The organism is Streptomyces sp. NBC_01003, assembly GCF_045162695.1.
In the GTDB taxonomy this organism is placed as follows: domain Bacteria; phylum Actinomycetota; class Actinomycetes; order Streptomycetales; family Streptomycetaceae; genus Streptomyces.
In genome coordinates, this window is record NZ_CP108707.1 from 9,719,132 (window position 1) to 9,738,872 (window position 19,741).

Genomic DNA, 19,741 nt, shown 5'->3' on the forward strand with positions numbered 1-19,741 from the left:
GGGGCCGCGGGTCGGTTCGTCGTGCGCCGCCTGCCAGGCGTTGTCGTCGCGGTGGAACCGGTGAGCAGGCAGGAGGCGGCGCAGAGTTCGTCCGAGTACGAAGTGCACCACGGGGCTGCGGGAGAGTACGGGGCGGACAGGCCGGCCGCGCCGGTGAAGGACATGGATGCGTTCATCCTGTGCCTTTCCCGTCAGGAGCCTGTGCCGCTGTGTCATGGGTGTGGCGGCATGGGAGGCGGTCAGGCGCGTCCGGCTCCGACTGAAATGGAAGCGGAACATCGCTCCATTTAGAATACGGAGCATTGTTCCGGATCGCAAGCGGGGTGACGATCCGTGTCGGTAATGGCCGGAGGGAGGAGGGGCGTGGTGCACGCTGCGGGACAGTCGCGGTTTTGGGATCTCGTGCCCGGGCTTCGGGTCGGCTCGTGCCGTCAGGGGTCGGATCGGCGCGTGAGCGAGTGAGCCGCGTCGCGCGGCGGTGCGCCAGATCGCTTTGCCCGGGGGCGTGCTGTGCAGAAGGGGGCTGCATGCCGAGCAGTCGACGGATCGTGACGGGAGCGGTCGGTGACGTTCTCGTGCGCGAGGTGCACGAGCGCCTCGCCGTCGCGTACGGCCAGATGGGCGGCTTCCGCGAACTCGCGGGAGGGCTGGCGCAGTTGGGCCTGGGCGGCCGGGAACGGGTCGCAGCTGCCGGGCGCTGCCCGCGTGTGCGGAGCATGCCCGGGGATGGGGCACGTGGCGCGGCGTGAGAGGAGGCCGGGCCGGTCGGCGATCGGAGGCGGCGTCCAATTCCCGTTGGATGGCGGGCAGTTCGAGAAGGGCGAGCCTGCGTTCCGGTGGTCCGTGCTGGGGGCGCTCGTCGCCCGTTTCCACTGCGTTGCGTCGCGTCTCGATGGGCGGGACACGGCACCGACTGGGTGGGGTGGGCGCCCCTATGTGTTCGGTCAAGGTGGTGCGTCAGGATGGCGGCATGACGATCTGGTTCCGCACCTACAACGCCGCGGGTCCCATGGACAACTGGCAGGACCAGCCCGAGGCAGCCGAGATCTCCGCGGAGGAGTTCGAGCGGCTGTGGACCGAAGCAAGGCGGGCTCTCGGCAATTCAGCCTGACCTGGCGGGTTGGGGTTCGTGGAAGGCTCCGTCACGGAGCATCGCGAAGAGGACGTCGGCCCGGCGCCTGGCAATGCAGAGCAGGGCCTGGGTGCGGCGCTTGCCCTGGGCGATCTTCCTGTCGTAGTGGGCCCGAGGTGCCGGGTCGCCCAGGGCGGCGAACGCGGAGAGGAAGAGAGCCCGTTCGAGCTGCTTGTTTCCCCTTGAGCTGCTCGATTCCCCGCCGGGACGGCTGTTCACCGCGGAGCGATGAGCCCGAATTTCGGGTCGCCCGGGCGAGAGGTGGGCGACGTCAATAGGCCGGGGCCCCAAAGGAATTACGGAGTCGCGTCGAGCTCCACGCCCAGGTCCTGCGCCGTGTTCCAGAACTCGGGGCCCGCCTTCTGGAGCCGGGCCGCCGCGTGTTCGAGGTGGCGGCGGGCGGCCGTGCGGGCCGCTTTGGCGTTGCCCTGCTCGATGGCGGCCAGGATGGCGTGGTGCTCCTCGCGGACCGCGTCGAAGAAGTCGCCCCGGCGGGCCTCGTTGGCGCGGGTGACGCGGATGCCGCTGCGGGAGACCTCGCCGAGGTAGCGGACGGTGGAGACCAGGACCGCGTTGCCGGTCGACTCCGCGATGGAGCGGTGGAAGGCCAGGTCCTCGTCGACGCCGTCGCCGCCGGCCGCGACCGCCGCGTCGATCGCGTCGAGGGCCTGGCGCATCCGGGCGTGGTCGGCGGCGGTGGCGCGGGTGGCGGCGAGCTCGGCAGCCTCGCCCTCCATGGCGCGGCGGACCTCGACGATCTGCAGCACCTTCGCCTTGGTGTCGGTGGTGCTGGTGGTGTCGGCTTCGAGGTCGAGTGGCCGGGTGCGCCGGGGCAGGACGAAGACGCCCCGCCCCTGGCGCGGTTCGACCAGGCCCGCGTTGGCCAGCCGGGACACGGCCTCGCGGATCACGGTGCGGCTGACGCCGAGCTGCTTGACCAGCTCCACCTCGGTCGGCAGTTTGTCGCCCGTGGTCAGCCGCCCGGACTCGATCTCGTCCGCGAGCATCGCGGCGACGCGGTCCGCGAGCCGGACGGGCCCGTCCACCTTGGTAAACATGCTCGTCAGTCTATCGGCGTGGGCTTCGCCGCCGCGGCGGTGACGGCCTGCGCGTGGTCGGCGACGTACTGGTGGACCACCGCCGCGAAGTCCGCGTCGGGCTCAAGGCCGAGCCAGGCAGCGCGGGTGTTGTCGAAGGCGGCCGGCCAGGAGCCGACGATGGCCTCGACGGCCGGGTCCGGCGCGACCTTCACCAGGTCGGCGACGGCGTTCCCGGCGACCTGACGCAGCGTTTCGAGCATCTCGGCGACCGTGACCGTGAGGGCCGGGAGGTTGACCGGGAGGCCGCCGGACAGCTGCCCGGGGCCCTCGCCGCGCTCGGCCTGGGCCACGCGCAGAATGCCCTCGACCGTGCGGCGGGGGGAGGCGAGGGCGACCCGCAGGTCCGGGCTGACCGGGCAGATCGCCTCGAGGCCGGCCAGCGGCTCGCGGACGATGCCGGACAGGAAACCGGAGGCTGCTGCGTTCGGCTTGCCGGGGCGCACCGAGACCGTCATCAGGCGGGTGACGCGGCCGTCGAGGAAGCCGCGGCGGGTGTACTCGGCTATCAGCTGCTCGCAGATCCGCTTCTGGACGCCGTAGCTGGACTGCGGCGTGGGCAGCGTCGACTCGCTGACGACCTGCGGCAGCGCCAGCGCGGGGTCCGAGCCGTAGACGGCGACGCTGCTCGCGAAGACCACCCGTACCTTCGGAAGACCTGCGGCCGACTGGGCGCGCGCCGCCTGAAGGAGGGCGCGGGTCGTATCCAGGTTGGCGCCCATGCCGAGGTCGAAGTCGACCTCGCACTCGGCGGAGACCGCGGCAGCGAGGTGGATGACCACGTCCACGGGCTGCGCGAACAGGTCGCCGAGGCGCTCGGTCAGGTCGCCCTGGACCACGTCCACGAGCGGGTCGGCGGCCAGCGGCGACTCCTGCGGTACGAAGAGGTCGGCGAGGACGAGGCGGGTGATGGGAGCGCCCTCGAACGTGCCCTGCTCCAGCAGGGCCTCGGCCACCTGGCGGCCCAGGAAGCCGAAGCCACCCGTGATGACGATCCTCATGCGTTGTCTCCTTGGAACTTGTGTCGCCAGCCGAGACCCTCGCTCGTGCCGGCCTTGGGGAAGTACTCGCAGCCGATCCAGCCGTCGAAGCCCAACTCGTCGACGACGGACATGAGATGACGGAGGTTCAGTTCTCCGGCATCGGGCTCGTGACGGTCGGGCACGCCCGCGATCTGAAGGTGGGCGACGCGGCCGGTGGGCAGGTCGCGGCGGAGTGTGGCGGTGAGGTCGCCCTCGACGATCTGGCAGTGGTACAGGTCGAGCTGGACCTTCAGGTTGGGGGCTCCCACCTCCTGGACGACGGCGTGGGCGTCGGCCTGCCGGCTGAGGAAGTAGCCCGGCATGTCGCGGCCGTTGATCGGCTCGATCAGGATGTCGACGCCCGCCGCCGCGGCCTGCTCGGCGGCGTACGCGAGGTTGGACAGGTACGTCGCGCGGTACGGCGCCGGGTCGGCGCTCTGCGGGACCAGGCCCGCCATCACGTGCACGCGCGGGCAGTCGAGCGCGGCGGCGTACTCCAACGCCCGCTCGACGCCGTCGCGCACCTCCATCTCGCGTCCGGGCAGGGCCGCGATCCCGCGTTCACCCGCGTCCCAGTTGCCGGGCGGCGCGTTGAACAGCACCTGCCGCAGGGCGTGCACGTCGAGACGGCGCCGCAGCTCGGTCGCCTCGTACGCGTACGGGAAGAGGTACTCGACGGCCTCGAAGCCGTCCGCCGCGGCCGCGGCGAAGCGGTCGGGGAAGTCGTGCTCGGGATACAGGGTGGACAGGTTCGCGGCGAACCTCGGCATGGTGACTCCGTAAGGTGTGAGGCAGGCTCGGTCAGCGGTTGACGACGCTCTTCTTGGTGGCGAGGACGGCCGCGGCGCCGATGATCAGGCCCAGCGCCAGGACGTACATCGGGACCGCCGTCGAGTCGGTGGCGTCCTTGAGCGAGCCGATCATGTACGGGCTGACGAAGCCGGCCAGGTTGCCCACCGAGTTGATGACGGCGAGCCCGGCGGCGGCCGCGGTGCCGCTGAGGAAGGCGGTCGGCAGCGACCAGAACAGCGGCGCGCAGGTCAGCACGCCCGCGGCGGCGATCGACAGCGCGACCAGAGACAGGGCGGTCGACCCGGTCCAGCTCGCGGCCAGCGAGAAGCCGACGGCGCCCATCAGGCTCGGGATGATCAGGTGCCAGCGGCGCTCGCGCCGCTTGTCGGCGGAACGGCCGAAGAGGTTCATCGCCACGAGCGCGGCCAGGTACGGCACGGCGCTGAGCGCGCCGATCGCGAAGCCGCCCTCGATGCCGGTGGACTCGACGAAGGTGGGCATCCAGAACGTGAGCGCGTACTGGCCCATCACGAAGAAGAAGTAGATGAGGCACATGAGCCACACCTTGGGGTCGCGGAACGCGTCCCATGTCTTGCCGTGCTCGCTGTGGTGCTTGGTGTCCTCGGCGAGCGCGCGCTCGATCGTGCTCTTCTCCTCGTCGCTCAGCCACTTCGCGTCGCGCACACTGTTGTCCAGGTAGAACAGCGTCATCACGCCGACCGCGATGGCGGGCAGCGCCTCGATGAGGAACAGCCACTGCCAGCCGTTCCAGCCGCCGGTGCCCTCGAAGACGTCCATGATCCAGCCCGAGAGCGGGTTGCCGAAGATGCCCGCCACGGGGATGGCCGACATGAACAGCGCGATCACCCGGGCCCGCCGCGCGGACGGGAACCAGTACGTGCAGTAGAGGATCACGCCCGGGTAGAACCCGGCCTCGGCGGCGCCCAGCAGGAACCGGAGCACGTAGAACGTCGCCTCGTTGTTGACGAAGACGAACAGCGCCGAGACCACGCCCCAGCTGATCATGATCCGGGCGATCCAGGTGCGGGCGCCGACCTTCTGCAGCATCAGGTTCGAGGGGACTTCGAACAGGAAGTAGCCGATGAAGAACAGGCCGGCGCCGAGGCCGTACGCCGCCTCGCTGAAGCCGAGGTCCTCGGACATCTGCAGCTTGGCGAAGCCGACGTTGACCCGGTCCAGGTACGAGACGACGTAGCAGAGAATCAGGAAGGGGACGATGCGCCGGATGACCTTGCGGAACACGGCGTTCTCGCGGGTCAGTTCGGGGCTTTCGGCCGTGGGGACGGTCGTAGGCATGAGGGGCACTTCCTTGTGCGGCTCAGGGTTTTTCGAGCGGATGGGAACGGGGCGGGGTTCTACCAGGAGGCGCCGAAGGCGGTCCTCAGTTCGGCGATGGCGTCGTCGGGGAGCGGCTCCGGCCTGCGGTCGGTCGTCAGCCAGAGGCGCGCGGTCTCCTCCAGCTCCTCCAGTACGGCCAGTGCGGACGCGGCGTCCGGGCCCCAGACGACGGGGCCGAGCCGGTCGAGGAGCACGGCCCGGATCGGAGTGCCGTTCGCCGCACGGGAGTTGATGCGGTCCGTGACCAGGTCGGCGACGCGCGGGTCACCGGGACGGTGGTACGGGACCAGCGGGACGTGGCCCACCTTCATCACGTAGTACGGGGTGAGGGGCGGGAGCACGTCGTCCTGCTGCCACACGCCGGCCAGCGTCAGCGCGACCAGGTGCGTGGAGTGAGTGTGGATGACGAACCGGGCCGTGGGGTCGGCCGCGTAGATGCGCCGGTGCAGTGTGAGCGTCTTGCTGGCGCGGTCGCCCGCGAGCTGCTCGCCGGCAGCGTCGACCTGCGCGAGCCGGTCGGCGTCGAGGAAGCCGAGGGCCGCATCGGTCGGCGTGATCAGGTGGCCGTGGCCGTCGTCGAGCTTCGCGCTGATGTTGCCGGCGCTGGCGTGGACGTAGCCGCGGCCGAACAGGCTGGTGCCGACGCGGACGATCTCGGCGCGGGCGGCAGCCGCCTTGAGGTCCTGTGTCTTGAGGCCCTGAGTCACTTGGACTCCTCGTTCAGGCGGGCGAAGGCTGCGGTGAAGAAGTCCGGGCCGCCGAAGTTGCCCGACTTGAGCGTGATGTGGAGGGTGTCGCCACCGGGCAGCGGCGCCGCGCACCACGGCACACCCGGGTCGATCTGCCCGCCGATGCGCAGGCCCGTGAGGCCGAGCGCCTGCACGACGGCGCCGGAGGTCTCGCCGCCCGCGACCACGAGCTGTCGTACGCCGCGCTGGATGAGTCCCTGGGCGACGCGGGCGAGCGTCTGCTCGACCAGCTCACCCGCCTCGGCGGCGCCGAGCCGACCCTGGACGGAGCGGACCGTGTCCGGCGACTCGGTCGAGTAGACGAGCACGGGCCCGTCGGCGAGGTGCTTGTCGGCGAAGGCGAGCGCCTCGGCGGCGACGTCCTCGCCGGCGGCGATCCGAAGGGGGTCGACGCTGAACGCGGGGCGGCCGGTGCTGAGGAACTCCCGTACCTGGCCGTTCGTGGCGGCGGACACCGAACCGGCGACGACGGCCTGCCGGCCGGAGGCAGGGGGCAGCTGGGCGGCGGCCGGGGACGGTTCGAACCCCCAGTTCGCGGGCAGCCCGATCGCCAAGCCTGAACCGGCGGTCACCAGCGGCAGCTCCTTGACCGCCGCACCGAGCCGTAGGAGATCGTCGTTGGACACGGCGTCGACGATCGCGGCGCCGACCCCGTCCGCCCGCAGTTGCGTGATCCGGGCCCGGACCGCGTCAGCGCCTTCCGCCACCACCTTGTGGTCGATGAGGCCGACCGGCCGCGTCGTCTGCGCGTCGAGCACGGACACCAGGTTGGAGTCGGTCATCGGCGTGAGCGGGTGGTGGCGCATGCCGGACTCGCCGAGCAGGACGTCGCCGACGAAGAGGTGGCCCTTGAAGACGGTGCGACCGTTGTCGGGGAACGCGGGCGTCGCGACGGTGAAGTCGGTGCCGAGGGCGTCCATCAGGGCCTCGGTGACCTGGCCGATGTTGCCGGCCGGCGTCGAGTCGAAGGTGGAGCAGTACTTGAAGTAGATCTGCTCGGCGCCCGCGGCGCGCAGCCATTCCAGGGCGCGAAGGGACGCCTCGACAGCCTCGGCCGCCGGGACCGTACGCGACTTGAGGGCGATGACCACCGCGTCCGCGTCGACCGTGGGATCAGTCGTGGGGTCGGTGCCTTCGGCCGGAACGTCGATCAGCTGGAGTACGCGCATGCCCGCGCGCACCAGGTTGTTGGCCAGGTCGGTGGCGCCGGTGAAGTCGTCGGCGATGCACCCGAGGCGGACGCTCACGTCAGTCCTCCTTCTTGGGCTGGTTGGTCGGCTGGGGCTGGTTCGCGGGCTGCGGCAGGTCGATGCCGGGGAAGATCTTGATGACCGCGCTGTCGTCCTCACCGCCGAGCCCGGAGGCGGAGGCCTGCAGGAACATCTGGTGGGCGGTGGCGGACAGCGGCAGCGGGAACTTCTGCGGTCGGGCCGAATCCAGGACGAGCCCCAGGTCCTTGACGAAGATGTCGACGGCGGACAGCGGCGTGTAGTCGCCCGCCAGCACATGTGCCATACGGTTTTCGAACATCCATGAGTTGCCGGCGCTGTGCGTGATGACCTCGTAGAGCGCCTCGGCCGGAACGCCGGCCTTGATCCCCAGAGCCATCGCCTCGGCCGCCGCGGCGATGTGCACGCCCGCGAGCAGCTGATTCACGATCTTGACCTTCGAGCCAAGACCGGCGTGGTCGCCGAGACGGTACACGGTGGCGCTCATGGCTTCGAGTGCCGGGTCGGCGACGGCGTACGCCGCGACGGAACCCGACGTCATCATCGTCAGCTCACCGGCGGCCGCGCGGACGGCCCCGCCGGAGATGGGCGCGTCCAGGTAGAGCACGCCCAACTCGCCCAGGCGGCGCTCCAGTTCGGCCGACCAGTCCGGGTCGACCGTGGAGCACATCACGTAGACGGATCCGGGGCGCAGCCGCTCGGCCGCCGCTCCGGCGCCGAAGAGGACCGACTCGACCTGCGCCGCGTTGACCACGACGCCGATCAGGACGTCCACCTCGGCCGCCAGCTCGGCGGGCGACGCGAACGCCGTCCCGCCGTCCCGGGCGAACCCGGCGGCAACCTCCGGCCGCAGGTCGTGGACCCCCACGTGGTGTCCGGCGGTGCGCAGGCTGCGGGCCATGCCCAGGCCCATGGCCCCGAGCCCCACCACACCCACGCGCGGCCGCGCCGGCCGCTGCTGGTCGTTCATGTCCGCCCTCGTCATCGTTGACTCGTCGACTCGTACGTGTGTCGTTGTGCTGCTCCAGTCGCAAGCAGCGATCGGGTCATATGATGACCTGCGGACATCGCGGAGTACAGAGTGATGCCGGTCACACCCAGGGCGCCGCCCCTGCTGATACCAGGTTCGGCACCGGCAGGGGCGGCGTGGGCGATAGACGGGGCGGCCGCCGCAGGCGGGCCGTGCCGTCAGCGCACCCCCCCGGTACGAACACAAGGCTGACGGGGCCGATCAGCGCGGCAAGGGAGCCCGCGACGAACAAGGCCGTGCAGCTGCGCCCACCACCACCGCCGATCGCGAGCAGCAGCGGCGCCACGGTGGACGCCGCCTTCGCCACGAAGCACCTGTGGGTCACCCGCTCCGACCCCGCCGAGCGCTATCCGGCCGGCGACTTCGTCAACCAGCACCCCGGCGGCGCGGGCCTGCCCGCCTACACCGCCGCGGACCGCGACATCGACGGCTGGACCCGCACCGTGTGGCACACTCCGGCCTCACCCACGCGCCGCGCCCCGGGGACTGGCCGATCATGCCGGTCGACCACACGGGCTTCACACTCAAGCCGTTCGGCTTCTTCGACCGCAACCTCACGCCGGACGTACCGCCCTCTACCGGCGGCCACAGGTCCTGTGAGGCGGGCGGGACGGGCAGCTGAGCCGGCTGAAGTGCTGTGGCTGACGGGCCTGTTGGGCTGCGCCCTGCGCCCTGCGCCCTGCGCCTGGCAGCCCACGCCCGCGGTCCGCGCCGGGGGTGGCTGTCCGGACGCGCTCGTCGGCGACACGCTGCTGAACACGTTCGTCGGATTCCAGAGGGCGGACGTGCCGGCGTACCCGGGCATGCCGGCGGCACGGCAGACGGAGATTCTGGACGGGTTGTCGGGGACGTGGACGGGGTGTCGAGGAGCCGGTTCTGCAACTGACCGGTGAACGGTTCCTCCGGTGTCGGGCAGGTCACCCCGAGCCGCCGCTGGACCGAACGGCGGCTGTGCCCTCCAACCGCCATCGTGCCCCATCGGTCACATGCCGGATGGCCCGGACAACGCCGACACACCATCACTCGCCCCGGGCCTGCCCGGCATGCCTCCGCCTGGGTTCACCGACCGGCGCTGGTCGTGGGAGAGAACCTGGTCAGCGACCACACGATGAGGAGATCGAGGGCCATGACGGTGATGGACCAAGCGGGGTAGTACGGAATGAACATGAATTGGGTGATCAGGCTGATCGCCGCCGCGGCGATGCCGGCCCCGCGCCCCCAGGTCTTGCCGGCCGCAACCCCTAGGCCGGCGACGACGAGGGCCACGCCGATCACAAGATGAATCCAGCCCCACGCGGTCAGATCAAACCGGTAGGTGTACCGAGACGCAGCGAACACGGTATCGCCTGCGATGCCGGATGCGCCCAGCAGAATGCTGAGCGGCCCGCTCACCAACAGGGTCACCACGGCGAACAAGGTCGCTCCGGTGATCGTTTCGCTGCCGGCGGGGCTCTCCGGTCCTCGCGGCACCTTGTTGGGCGTTGCTGCCATGCCGTGGCCTTCCTGTCCGGCGCGGCGACTGACGGACACCGCCCGTGCGAGGCCGGCCGCGCTCCCGTGCCATCTTCGCCTCAGTCCTGCGCCGTCGCGACTGCAAGCCGCCATGCGGGGACCTCGGGCTCCTACCGCCGGTGCTCGGCCGCGGGCGGGAGCCGGAAGCGGCCAAGGCAGGCGTGGCCGGTTCGGGCTCTTCGACCTCGGCGAATATGTGGTCGACCGTGACGACGGAGGCGCTTGCCTTGGCCCTTGCCAGGTGACGCGTGGTGATGACGTGGTTCCGGGTGGTTTCCGGGCCATTTCGGATACGGCGTGGAGCGGGGGCGCTCGGCGGGCGACGGACGGCGAGATACGACGGGTCGGCGACGGCGACGGCGACGGCGCCGACGACGCCCGTCACCGTCAGCGCTCCGGTATCTGGATCTACGTAGGCGAGGACGATCCCGCGCCCACCTGCCGTGATGGCGAGCGGATGCAGGCCCGCCCCATGCCCTTGTCATCCACACACGGCCTCAGCCCTGTCGCACGCGTGGCGATTCCGGCTGCGGTCTCGTGGCTGCTGCTCCGGGCGACGCGGACGCCCTCGCGTATTCACCAGTTCGGGCAGTGGGCGCCATGCGCTGCCGCCCAGTCCTGTGGCAGGGACGCGTCGGCGGGGTCAGGCTGGGAGCAGGGGGCCGAGTCATTCATGGGAGGCGCCGTGCGCAACCTGGTCGTCGTGGGGGTGGATGGCTCGCGGTCCAGCCTCGCAGCGGTGGAGGTGGCGGCTCGAGAGGCGCGATGGCGGCGTGCCGAGCTTCGAGTCGTGTATGGCCTCTGGCCAGTGATCACGCCCGGGCCCGTGCCGACGGCCGCGGCGCCCTTCGGCCCACCCGAGGGAGTGTTGCCGGACGAGGTCGAGAGCGCGCTGACCGAGGCGCTGCATCGTGCCGGCAGCGTGGCACCTCAGGTGGAGATCACCCATGACGTGGTGGCCGGCGAGGCGCTGACGGTGCTGGAGGTTCAGTCGCGTGATGCGGATCTGGTGGTCGTCGGATCCCGGGGCAGGGGAGGCTTCGTCGGGATGCTGCTGGGATCGACGGCGGTCTACCTGACGGCCCACGGCCACTGTCCGGTGATGGTGGTGCGCGGGGAACCGGACGCCGCGGGGCCGATCGTGCTGGGCGTCGACGGGTCGCGGGCCGGCGAGGAAGCGGTCGATTTCGCGTTCGCCGAGGCCGCGCTGAGGGGTGCTGAAATCGTCGCCCTGCACGCATGGACGCCGGACAATGTGCCCCTGCCGCTGGCTCCGCCGCAGTTGGCGGACGTCCCCCAGGCGGGCGCGGTCGCCGAGAACGAGGAACGTCTGCTGGCCCAGGCACTCGCGGGTCGTCAGGAGAAGTATCCGCAGGTCCCGGTCAAGCACGAACTGGTGCTCGGCGTGACCCACGAGGCGTTGATCGAGGCGAGCAGGACCGCCCAGCTCGTGGTCGTCGGGGCCAGGGGGCGGGGTGGCTTCACCGGGCTGCTCCTGGGATCGGTCAGCCAGGCACTGCTGCAACAGGCTCACTGCCCTGTCACGGTCGTCCGCGGCAAGGAGTGACGCGCTTTCCCTGAATCGGCCCATCGCCATGGGCCTGTGTCGCGGAGGCAGGCTGGTATGGAGCGGATGACGAGCGCGCGGGCACGGGTCGTGGCGTGCCGGGTCGGCGACGGCGCGAGTCTCGCTGCGGCGGGCGGGCCCCAGGAGGTGGCGCGGGAGGCGGAGCCGCCGGCCATGAGCCAACCCAGCAGGGCGTACCGGTTCGCGTCCCGGTTTCTGGGGTGTGCGGTTGCGCAATACGGCTCGGTGCAGGCCGACTTGGTCACCATCGCCTGCCAGCATCAGCTGCCTCTGATGTCCGTGGAGGTCGACCGCTCCACGATGGTGCCCGAACGAGTCGTGGCCAAGATCCGCCGCTACCAGCAGCATGTCGAGCGCCGAGACCGGCAGGGGCGCCTGTGGTGGTGACCTCGCCGATACTTGTCCGAGGAGCAGACCTGGCGGTCAACCGACTTCTGGGCGGGTCCGTTCACGCCTGGTGAGCATGGTCGGAGCGAGATGTCGTCGGAGATGGTGTGGACGGTGACTTCGGTGCCGTAGACCGGGACGTCCTGATGGTCCAGCTGCCTTGCGGGTCGACCAGGCTCTCGATGATGGGAGACGACCCGTTCAGCCCTTCGCTGCCCGGTCTGTCCGATTGATCGGAGGTATTGAGGAGGATTCTCTGCCTTCGCTCTGGCGCTGCCCGGGCTGACTCAGTAACCTCCCCTCCAGTTCACGTGGTCTACACCACGAGCCTCGGAGGTGGCCAAGTGCCGCGCAGGGCAAGTCGGTTGATAAGCGCGGCTGCGGCCGCCCTCGCGGTCATCGGGGCGCTGTCGGCCCCCGGCGGTGCCTCCGCGGCAGCTCCTGCGGAGGTCGCTGCCGCCCCCGCCGTGGTACCACCCTTGCAGAACTGGTCGGGTGGAAGCGGCCAGTTCACGCTCACCCGGCAGTCCCGGATCGTCGTTGACGGTGCGCCCGGCTCCCGGCTGGTCGCCGACGCGCGTACGTTCGCCGACGACCTGGCCGCACTGGGCGTCCGGCGACTGCCGGTCGTCGTCGCCGGTGGCACGGCGCGCAAGGGCGACATCGAGGTCACAACGCGGGACAACGTCGGCGAGGGGTTCGCAATCGACGTGACCCGGGACTCTGTCCGCCTCTCCGGTGACGGCCCGGCCGGTGCTTTCTATGCGGAGCAGTCGGTCGAGCAGATGCTGAAGACCTCCGATGACCATGCCTCGCTCCCGGTCGGCGCCACCCGAGACACCCCCGCGCAGCGGACCCGGGGCCTCATGATCGACACCGCTCGCACGTACTGGTCGGTGGAGTCCATCAAGCAGACGATCCGTCAGTTGGCGTGGACGAAGTTCAACACCCTGCACTGGCACCTGACCGACTCGGAGTTCTTCCGGCTCGACCTGCCCGGCTACGAGGGGCTCGCGGCGGCGCAGTCGTACACCCCCGCCGATCTCCGCGCCGTGCAGGACTACGCGGCCCGCTTTCACGTCACCGTGCTCCCGGAGTTCGACATCCCGGCGCACGCCACCGCCATGTCGAAGTACCGGCCGAGCCTGCGCTGGGACTGCGCGTCCATGAATGCGATCATCGACACCGCCCGGGTCGACCCCGGGTTCACCATCGACATCACCAAACCGCAGAACGTGGCCTGGCTCGACGGGCTCGCCGAGAAGATCGTGAACCTCTTCGACTCACCGGTCATCCACCTCGGAGGCGACGAGACACCACGCGCCGCCACGCAGGACAAGTGCCCCGAACTCGCCGCGTACGCAAAGGCGCAGGGCTATTCCAAGACACAGGACGTCTTCCTCGCGTACGAGAACCACCTCAACGCGCTGCTCGCCCGGCACGGCAAGAAGATGCAGATCTGGGGGTGGTGGCCGCAGGCCGGGGGAGCGGGCTCGGTCACCGTCGACAAGGACATCCGCATCCAGGCGTGGCTGGGCGATGAGCAGACGTTCATCGACCAGGGCTACGACGTCGTGGTGAGCAACGAGTTCTCGCGCCTGTACGTCGTCCCCAAGGCCATGCCGGGCACGGCCAACGGCCAGTACATCCCGGACGACGACGCGCTCTACCGCACGTACGCCGTGAGCACCTCGGACCGGGTGCAGGGCCTTGAGATGGCGCAGTGGGGCGACCGCCAGTACACGGCGCCGGAGGCGTACTCGCTGACGTATCTGCGGCGTCCGCTGCAGATCCTCGCCTCCACCGCGTGGGGCAGTCCGCGCAGGGCGGGCTATCTCGACTACGAGGCGATGGCCGACACCGTCGGGACCGCTCCCGGCGTCGCCGAGCCCACGGACCCCGACGCGCGGCCGGTGAGCGCCACGGCGTACGGGCCCGCGGGTGTGGCGAACGCCGCCGACGGCGACCCGACCACCGCGTTCGCCGCGGATACCGCGGGGGCGGCCGTCGGCCTCGATCTCGGGGAACACGGCGCGGTGCGCCCGGCCGCGGTGCGGTTGCTGCCCCGCAGTACCTCGACAGCCGACCTCTCCTCGCTGGTCGGAGCCAGGATCGAGGGCTGCTCCGCCGGGCCGGACAGCGGGTGCGCGACGCTGACGAGTGTGGAGTGGACGCCTACCCGCGATTGGCAGACGCTGCCCGTGGACACCGCGCACGCCTACCGGTGGGTGCGCCTCGTCGGCGCCGCGAAGGCGAAGCCGGTCCTGGCCGAACTGGAGGTTCTCGCCGCCCCTCAGGACGTACACGTCACGGTGAGAGCACCGCGCGACCTGTCCCAGGGCGACCGCAGCGTCGTCGAGGCCGAGGTGACGAACACGACAGGCCGGGCCCTTCCCCGAGTCGAGGTGCGCCTGACTGCGCAACACACGCGCGACAACACTGCCCTGGCTCACGTGATTCCGGCGCGGCACGTCACCGTACCGCCGCATCAGCGCCGCACCGTGCGGTTCACCGTCACGCTCGACGAGGCCGCGCACGCGGGCCCCTACCGTCTCGTGGCGACGGCCGACTTCGCCGTCGGCGAGGGTGGCCGAAGGGTGCGGGGCTCGGCGCTGTCTGCGCTGCCGCTGCGGGACCTGACCGAGGCCTACGACAACATCGGCATCACGCAGGACGGCAACCCGCAGCGCGGCGACATCGACGGTGCGCAGTCGAGCCTGTCCGCCGAGGGCCTCGCGGCGGCGGGCGTCGAGCGGGGCGGCACGGTCTCGGCTGATGGATTCGCCTTCGTCCTGCCGTCGCCGGATGCCACCGACCGGGACAACGCCGTGGCCGACGGTCAGCGCATCCCGCTTACCGGCCACGCGGCCCGTGTCGGTCTCCTGGTCACCGGAACGTACGGGACGGCCGCGGGAATCACCGGCAAGGTCACGCTCGCCTACGCCGACGGCACCACCGCCACCAGCGAGGTGACTGTGCCCGACTGGGGCGCCGCGACGGGTTCGGCCGCCGTGATCGCCGCCGACGCGGGAAGGGTCAACGGCAGCGGCCGAGCCCAGACCACCCGCCCGGCTCGGTTGTACGCCGTCCACGTCGACGCCGACCCGGCCAAGCGCCTTGTCTCCGTCACACTGCCCACCGCGTCGGGACCTCTCGGCGCCAAGGCTCCGCTGATCCACGTGTTCGCCCTCGCCATCGACGACCGGCAAAGGACCTCCTGATGCGTCACCGCCTCATGCCAAGTCTGAGACGCGCAAGGACCGTTGTGCCCCTGGCCCTTGCCGCCGTCCTCGCGGGCGTCCTGCTTCCCGCGGGCGCCGCCACGGCCGGTGAACCGCCCGCCGTCGTACTGCACGCGGCCCCTGGCGGGGGCGGGAGCGCATGCTCGTCCAGACATCCGTGTTCGGTGGAGGGCGCCAAGGACCGGGTGCGGCATCTGCTGCGGTCGGGGCGGGCACGCGACGTCGTGGTGGAACTGGCCGACGGGACGTATCGCCTCGACAAGCCCCTGGAATTCGGGCCCGATGACTCCGGCCGCGGCGCCCACCGGGTCACATGGACGGCGGCACACGGTGCGCATCCGGTGCTCAGCGGAGCGCTCAAGGTCACACACTGGACGCTGCGCGACAAGGACAAGAACATCTGGGAGACTCCGCTGCCCAAGGGCCTCGACACCCGTCAGGTCTACGTCGACGGCAAGCGTGCGCCCATTTCCCAGGTGACCCCGGCCGACCTGAATCTGTCCCTCTCCGCGGCGAGCGGCGGCTACACCACCACACCCGCCACCTGGGGCCAGGACCTGCTCAACGCCGTCGGCGCGGACGCACTGCGCAGGGTCGAGTTCGTCTACACCGGCGGCAACGGCCCCTGGACGCAGTCGCGCTGCCGCATCGAGTCGGCGGAGGTCTCAACTCTCCTGATGCAGCAGCCCTGTTGGGGCAACGTCATGAAGCGGCCGACGTTCACCCAGGCGTCGGGTTCACTGCCGTCGATGAAGGCGGGCACGGCGCCGACCCGCATCGAGAACGGCTATCCGTTCCTGCATCCCGGGCAGTGGTACGTGGACCAGGAGCGCGGCGTCCTCGACTACATCCCCGCCGCCGGTGCCGACATCCACTCCCTCGACGTGGAAGTGCCCCGTCTCAGCACGCTGGTGAAGGGTGTCGGCACGCTCGACGCACCGGTGCGCAACCTCACCCTCTCCGGCCTCGACTTCGCGTACGCCACCTGGCTGGAGCCGAGCAGCCCCGCCGGATTCGCGGACGTACAGGACAACTTGCGACTCACCGGGGACGACCCCACCCGGCCGCAGGGCACCTGCACCTTCGGCACGCCACCGGGCACGTGCCCGTTCGGCGCGCTCACCCGGCAACCCGGCAATGTGCAGTTCACCGCCGCCCACAACATCGTCCTGCGCGGCAACACCTTCACCCACCTCGGCGCGGCCGGACTCGTCCTGGAACACGGCAGCCGCGACAACACCGTCGAAGGCAACACCTTCGCCGACATCTCAGGGAACGGCATCATCCTCGGCAGCACCACCGACCCCCATCCCTCCGATGCCGGCGCCGACGACCGTGAGATCAACTCGGGCAACACCCTGGCGAACAACCTCATCCACCACACCGGCGCCGACTACCCGAGCGCGGCCGGCATCACCCTCTTCTTCACCCAGCACACCCAGGTCACCCACAACGAACTGCGTGACCTGCCCTACACCGGCATCTCCGCAGGAGTCATCCAGGGCCACGTCGACAACGCCGCACACCCTGAGAACACCACCAACATCAACAGCGGCAACACCATCAGCCACAACCTGATCCACCGTTACATGCAGGTCCTCAAGGACGGCGGTGCGGTGTACGTCGAGGGGCATCAGGGCCAGACCGTCAAAGCCGCCGACGGTTCGGTGGACCGGGCCGCGAGCATCGCGCACGGCCTGACCGTGGCGGGCAATGTCGCCTACGACCAGGGCAACGTCAACTTCACCTGGTACGACGACGCCGGGGCTCAGTGGTTGAAGTGGACCGGGAACCTGGAGTGGGGCGCCAAACAGGCGCAGGGCGGCTGCCAGACCACCGGCCGTCTCGACTACGTCGGCAACGTCCAGTCCGGCCTGACCGGCGAGTTCCACTGCTCACCGCCCGTACCCGTGGACACCCGCATCGAAGGCAACCGGGCCATCCCCAGCGCGCCCGACGCCGCCGACCTGCCCGCCGACACCGTCGCACAGGCCGGGCTGACCGGCCGCTGGCAGCGCCTGACGACATCGACGCTGCCCGGCGTCGGCTACGCCCACAAGGCGACGGACGGAGGGGATGTCCTGGTGGCAGGCCATGGCTTCGGCCCCGGCACCCGGGTCGACTTCGACGGCGTACCCGCTGCACGGATCACCGTCCTGTCCAACGGTGTGCTCCACGCGGAACCACCGTCAGCCACCGACCCGGTTCGGGTGACGGTGACCACGCATGCCGGCAGCGTCACGGCCGTGCTGTCGTGACAGGCACCCGGAATGTGTCCTGAAAGGGACGCCGGCCGATCCATCGATTCATGGGGCGAGGGCCGGATCTCCGCCCGTGCCTCGCAGGGCTCCAGAGCCGAAACCCAGGAGGACAGCATGAAAGACAACGGGATGTCACGCCGCAGCCTCATCCGCACCGTGGGCGCGGCCGGGGCCGTCGCCGCACTGCCGGGAACCCTTGGCTACGCCGCCGACTCTGCCGTCGCAAGTGCCCGCCCAGCACTCGTCGACCCGGCGACCCCGCTCGACGCGCAACCACGTGTCGGGCCCTCTGCAACACGGGCCGCGTCGACACTCGTCTTCAGCGACGAGTTCACCGGCACCGGCGTGGACACCAACAAGTGGAACATTCTCGACGTCGACCGCGGCGACTACTGGTACAAGGCCTCCAACGTCCGGGTGACGAACAGCGCGCTCGCCATCGACATCAGCAACGTCGGCGACGGTACCTACGGCGGCGGCCGCATCGACAGCCAGGGCCAGTTCGACTTCACGTTCGGCACCATCGAGTACAGCATCCACATCCCCCCGACTCAGGGGCACTTGGCCGCCGCGTGGCTGCAGGCCAGCAATGGGGTGACCCCCGGCGGCGTGGCGGACGGCACGGCGCGGGACGGCGCCGAGATCGACATCATGGAGACCTTCAGCACAGCCAACCAGTACGGCGTCACCGTCCACTGGGACGGATACGGAGCCGACCACCAGCAGTCCGGCACCAACGTCAGCGCCCCCGGCCTGCACGACACCAACTGGTACCACACCGTCACCCTGGACTGGACATCCACTCGGATGACGTTCAGCTACGACGGCACCGTGGTCCGCACCGTCACCGACCCCAACCTGATCAGCCAGGTTCGAGAGTTTCCCATCGCGTCCCACGAGGTCATCCCGTACGCCCAGGGCAACATTGCGGACGCCCCGCTGGACTACACCTCCACCATGTATGTGGACTACATCCGCGTCTGGCAGTAGTCACTCAGCCGATGACGAAAGTGAGTCAAGACGACTCGGTCACGAAGGAGGAAGCTTCGCCTCCGGCGCCGAACTCGACGGTGACGACGCCCGGTTGAGCACCTGGGAGGTGCTGGGCGAACTGGTCCGACCCGCGCCTGCGCGGCCACGCCACCTGGTCATTATCCTGTGCGGAGGACTTCGGGCGGCTCCACCGAGTCGAAGCGCTTCGACAGGCTTATGGACAGGCGGCCGTCGATCCCCATAGGGTCGACAGGTCGAACGGTCACAGGCAACCCGTGCCTGTCGAAGCGCTTCACTTCGGCGTCCCCTCGTCACGGCTCAGGAGAACGACATGGTCACGCTTGCAGAGGTCGCCCGGCACGCCGGAGTCTCCGCCAGCACCGTGAGCTACGTCCTCAGCGGCAAGCGGTCCATCTCCGCGGCCACCCGCGAGCGCGTCGAGAGCAGCGTCCGCAAGCTGGGGTACCACCCGAACGCGGGAGCCCGGGCGCTGGCCAGCAGCAAGTCGAACATCATCGCCCTGATGGTGCCGCTGCGCACCGACATGTACGTGCCGGTGATGATGGAGATCGCGATGGCCGTCGCCACCGCCGCCCGCACCCACGGCTACGACATCCTGTTGCTCACCGGTGAGGAGGGCGCCGAGGCGGTGCGCCGCATAGAAGGCAGCGCGCTCGCCGACGCCATGATCGTGATGGACGTCGAGCTGGACGACGAGAGGCTGCCGCTGCTGCGTGCCGCGAACCGGCCCGCCGTCCTCATCGGTCTGCCGTCCGACACCGCCGGACTGAATTGTGTGGACCTCGACTTCGCCGCCGCCGGAGCGGCGTGCGCCGAGCACCTCGCCGACCTCGGGCACCGTGAGATCGCCGTCATCGGCGAGGCCGCCGCCGTGTACGAGCGGCACACCGGATTCGCCGAGCGGACCCTGACGGGCCTGCGGGAGCGCAGCGCCGAGCTGGGCCTGCGGCTGCTCCACCGCCCCTGCGAGGGCAGCTACGCCTCGGTCTCGGCAACGTTGTCGCGGGTCTTCGACGAGCGCCCCGGCACGACCGCGTTCGTCGTACAGAACGAGGCGGCCACGGACCCGCTGCTCGCCCTGCTTCGCCAGTCGGGCCGTGCCGTCCCCGAGGACGTCTCCGTCGTCGCTGTCTGCCCCGAGCAGGTCGCCGCGCATGCGTCGGTGCCGCTCACCTCGGTCGCGGTGCCCGCGCAGGAGATGGGGCGGCGCGCCGTGGAGCAGGTCATCGCGAAGATCGAGGGGCGCGGCTCGGACGAGGAAGTCGTGCTGCTGGCACCGGAGTTGACGGTGCGCGAGAGCGCGGCCCAGGCGCCCGCCGGAGCCTGA

16 protein-coding genes and 2 pseudogenes are annotated in these 19,741 nt (G+C 70.4%); 9 read left to right on the forward strand and 9 right to left on the reverse strand.

All coding sequences use genetic code 11. The features are described 5' to 3' along the window. Positions 1-527 precede the first annotated feature (527 nt). Together OG698_RS44735 and OG698_RS44740 are read left to right on the forward strand one after the other, a co-directional pair. Positions 528-749: a hypothetical protein gene (locus tag OG698_RS44735; RefSeq protein WP_406109904.1), complete on the forward strand. Its 222-nt coding sequence runs from the start codon at positions 528-530 to the stop codon at positions 747-749. A gap of 221 nt (positions 750-970) precedes the next feature. Beyond that, positions 971-1,111 carry a hypothetical protein gene (locus OG698_RS44740; protein ID WP_406109906.1) on the forward strand — a complete coding sequence of 47 codons (141 nt, stop codon included), beginning with the start codon at positions 971-973 and terminating at the stop codon, positions 1,109-1,111. Here the strand turns inward: OG698_RS44740 and OG698_RS44745 are convergent. The 8 genes and pseudogenes from OG698_RS44745 to ltnD form a co-directional block, all read right to left on the reverse strand. Next, positions 1,103-1,391: pseudogene (locus OG698_RS44745) on the reverse strand (IS110 family transposase); the annotation flags it as partial. The gene OG698_RS44740 and the pseudogene OG698_RS44745 overlap by 9 nt on opposite strands. A gap of 37 nt (positions 1,392-1,428) precedes the next feature. Next, on the reverse strand, positions 1,429-2,190 hold the full coding sequence (locus OG698_RS44750; protein ID WP_406109908.1) for a FadR/GntR family transcriptional regulator: 762 nt from the start codon (positions 2,188-2,190) through the stop codon (positions 1,429-1,431). 5 nt (positions 2,191-2,195) lie between these two features. Beyond that, positions 2,196-3,230, reverse strand: coding sequence for a D-erythronate dehydrogenase (gene denD, locus OG698_RS44755; RefSeq protein ID WP_406109910.1), 1,035 nt, complete (start codon positions 3,228-3,230; stop codon positions 2,196-2,198). Continuing rightward, positions 3,227-4,021: a 2-oxo-tetronate isomerase gene (otnI, locus tag OG698_RS44760; RefSeq protein ID WP_406109912.1), complete on the reverse strand. Its 795-nt coding sequence runs from the start codon at positions 4,019-4,021 to the stop codon at positions 3,227-3,229. Before otnI ends, denD begins: the two co-directional genes overlap by 4 nt. A 31-nt stretch (positions 4,022-4,052) precedes the next feature. Continuing rightward, a complete protein-coding gene (locus tag OG698_RS44765) occupies positions 4,053-5,360 on the reverse strand; it encodes an MFS transporter (RefSeq protein WP_406109914.1) in 1,308 nt (435 codons plus the stop codon). 59 nt (positions 5,361-5,419) lie between these two features. Continuing rightward, positions 5,420-6,109: an aldolase gene (locus tag OG698_RS44770; protein ID WP_406109916.1), complete on the reverse strand. Its 690-nt coding sequence runs from the start codon at positions 6,107-6,109 to the stop codon at positions 5,420-5,422. Further along, positions 6,106-7,398, reverse strand: coding sequence for a 3-oxo-tetronate kinase (gene otnK / locus OG698_RS44775; protein ID WP_406109918.1), 1,293 nt, complete (start codon positions 7,396-7,398; stop codon positions 6,106-6,108). Before otnK ends, OG698_RS44770 begins: the two co-directional genes overlap by 4 nt. Before the next feature lies 1 nt (position 7,399). Then, entirely contained in the window at positions 7,400-8,350 is a 951-nt protein-coding gene (gene ltnD, locus OG698_RS44780; RefSeq protein WP_406109920.1) for an L-threonate dehydrogenase, read from the reverse strand. Between the two features lie 83 nt (positions 8,351-8,433). Here ltnD and OG698_RS44785 point away from each other — a divergent pair. After that, positions 8,434-9,032: pseudogene (locus tag OG698_RS44785) on the forward strand (hypothetical protein). A gap of 437 nt (positions 9,033-9,469) precedes the next feature. Here the strand turns inward: OG698_RS44785 and OG698_RS44790 are convergent. Next, complete coding sequence (locus OG698_RS44790; protein ID WP_406109922.1) at positions 9,470-9,901, reverse strand: hypothetical protein; 432 nt, start codon at positions 9,899-9,901, stop codon at positions 9,470-9,472. A 706-nt stretch (positions 9,902-10,607) separates the two neighbouring features. On the opposite strand from OG698_RS44790, the gene OG698_RS44795 reads away from it, so the two are divergent. The 6 genes from OG698_RS44795 to OG698_RS44820 all read left to right on the forward strand — a co-directional run bounded on the left by OG698_RS44795 (position 10,608) and on the right by OG698_RS44820 (position 19,741). Beyond that, on the forward strand, positions 10,608-11,489 hold the full coding sequence (locus OG698_RS44795; protein ID WP_406109924.1) for a universal stress protein: 882 nt from the start codon (positions 10,608-10,610) through the stop codon (positions 11,487-11,489). A 174-nt stretch (positions 11,490-11,663) separates the two neighbouring features. After that, entirely contained in the window at positions 11,664-11,897 is a 234-nt protein-coding gene (locus OG698_RS44800; RefSeq protein ID WP_406109926.1) for a replication-relaxation family protein, read from the forward strand. A gap of 467 nt (positions 11,898-12,364) precedes the next feature. Then, complete coding sequence (locus OG698_RS44805; protein WP_406111637.1) at positions 12,365-15,118, forward strand: family 20 glycosylhydrolase; 2,754 nt, start codon at positions 12,365-12,367, stop codon at positions 15,116-15,118. Positions 15,119-15,162: 44 nt separating this feature from the next. Next, on the forward strand, positions 15,163-17,397 hold the full coding sequence (locus OG698_RS44810; protein ID WP_406109928.1) for a right-handed parallel beta-helix repeat-containing protein: 2,235 nt from the start codon (positions 15,163-15,165) through the stop codon (positions 17,395-17,397). 117 nt (positions 17,398-17,514) lie between these two features. Then, positions 17,515-18,390, forward strand: coding sequence for a family 16 glycosylhydrolase (locus tag OG698_RS44815; protein ID WP_406109930.1), 876 nt, complete (start codon positions 17,515-17,517; stop codon positions 18,388-18,390). A 334-nt stretch (positions 18,391-18,724) separates the two neighbouring features. Further along, positions 18,725-19,741 (forward strand): LacI family DNA-binding transcriptional regulator, encoded by a 1,017-nt coding sequence (locus OG698_RS44820; RefSeq protein WP_406109932.1) that lies wholly within the window; start codon positions 18,725-18,727, stop codon positions 19,739-19,741.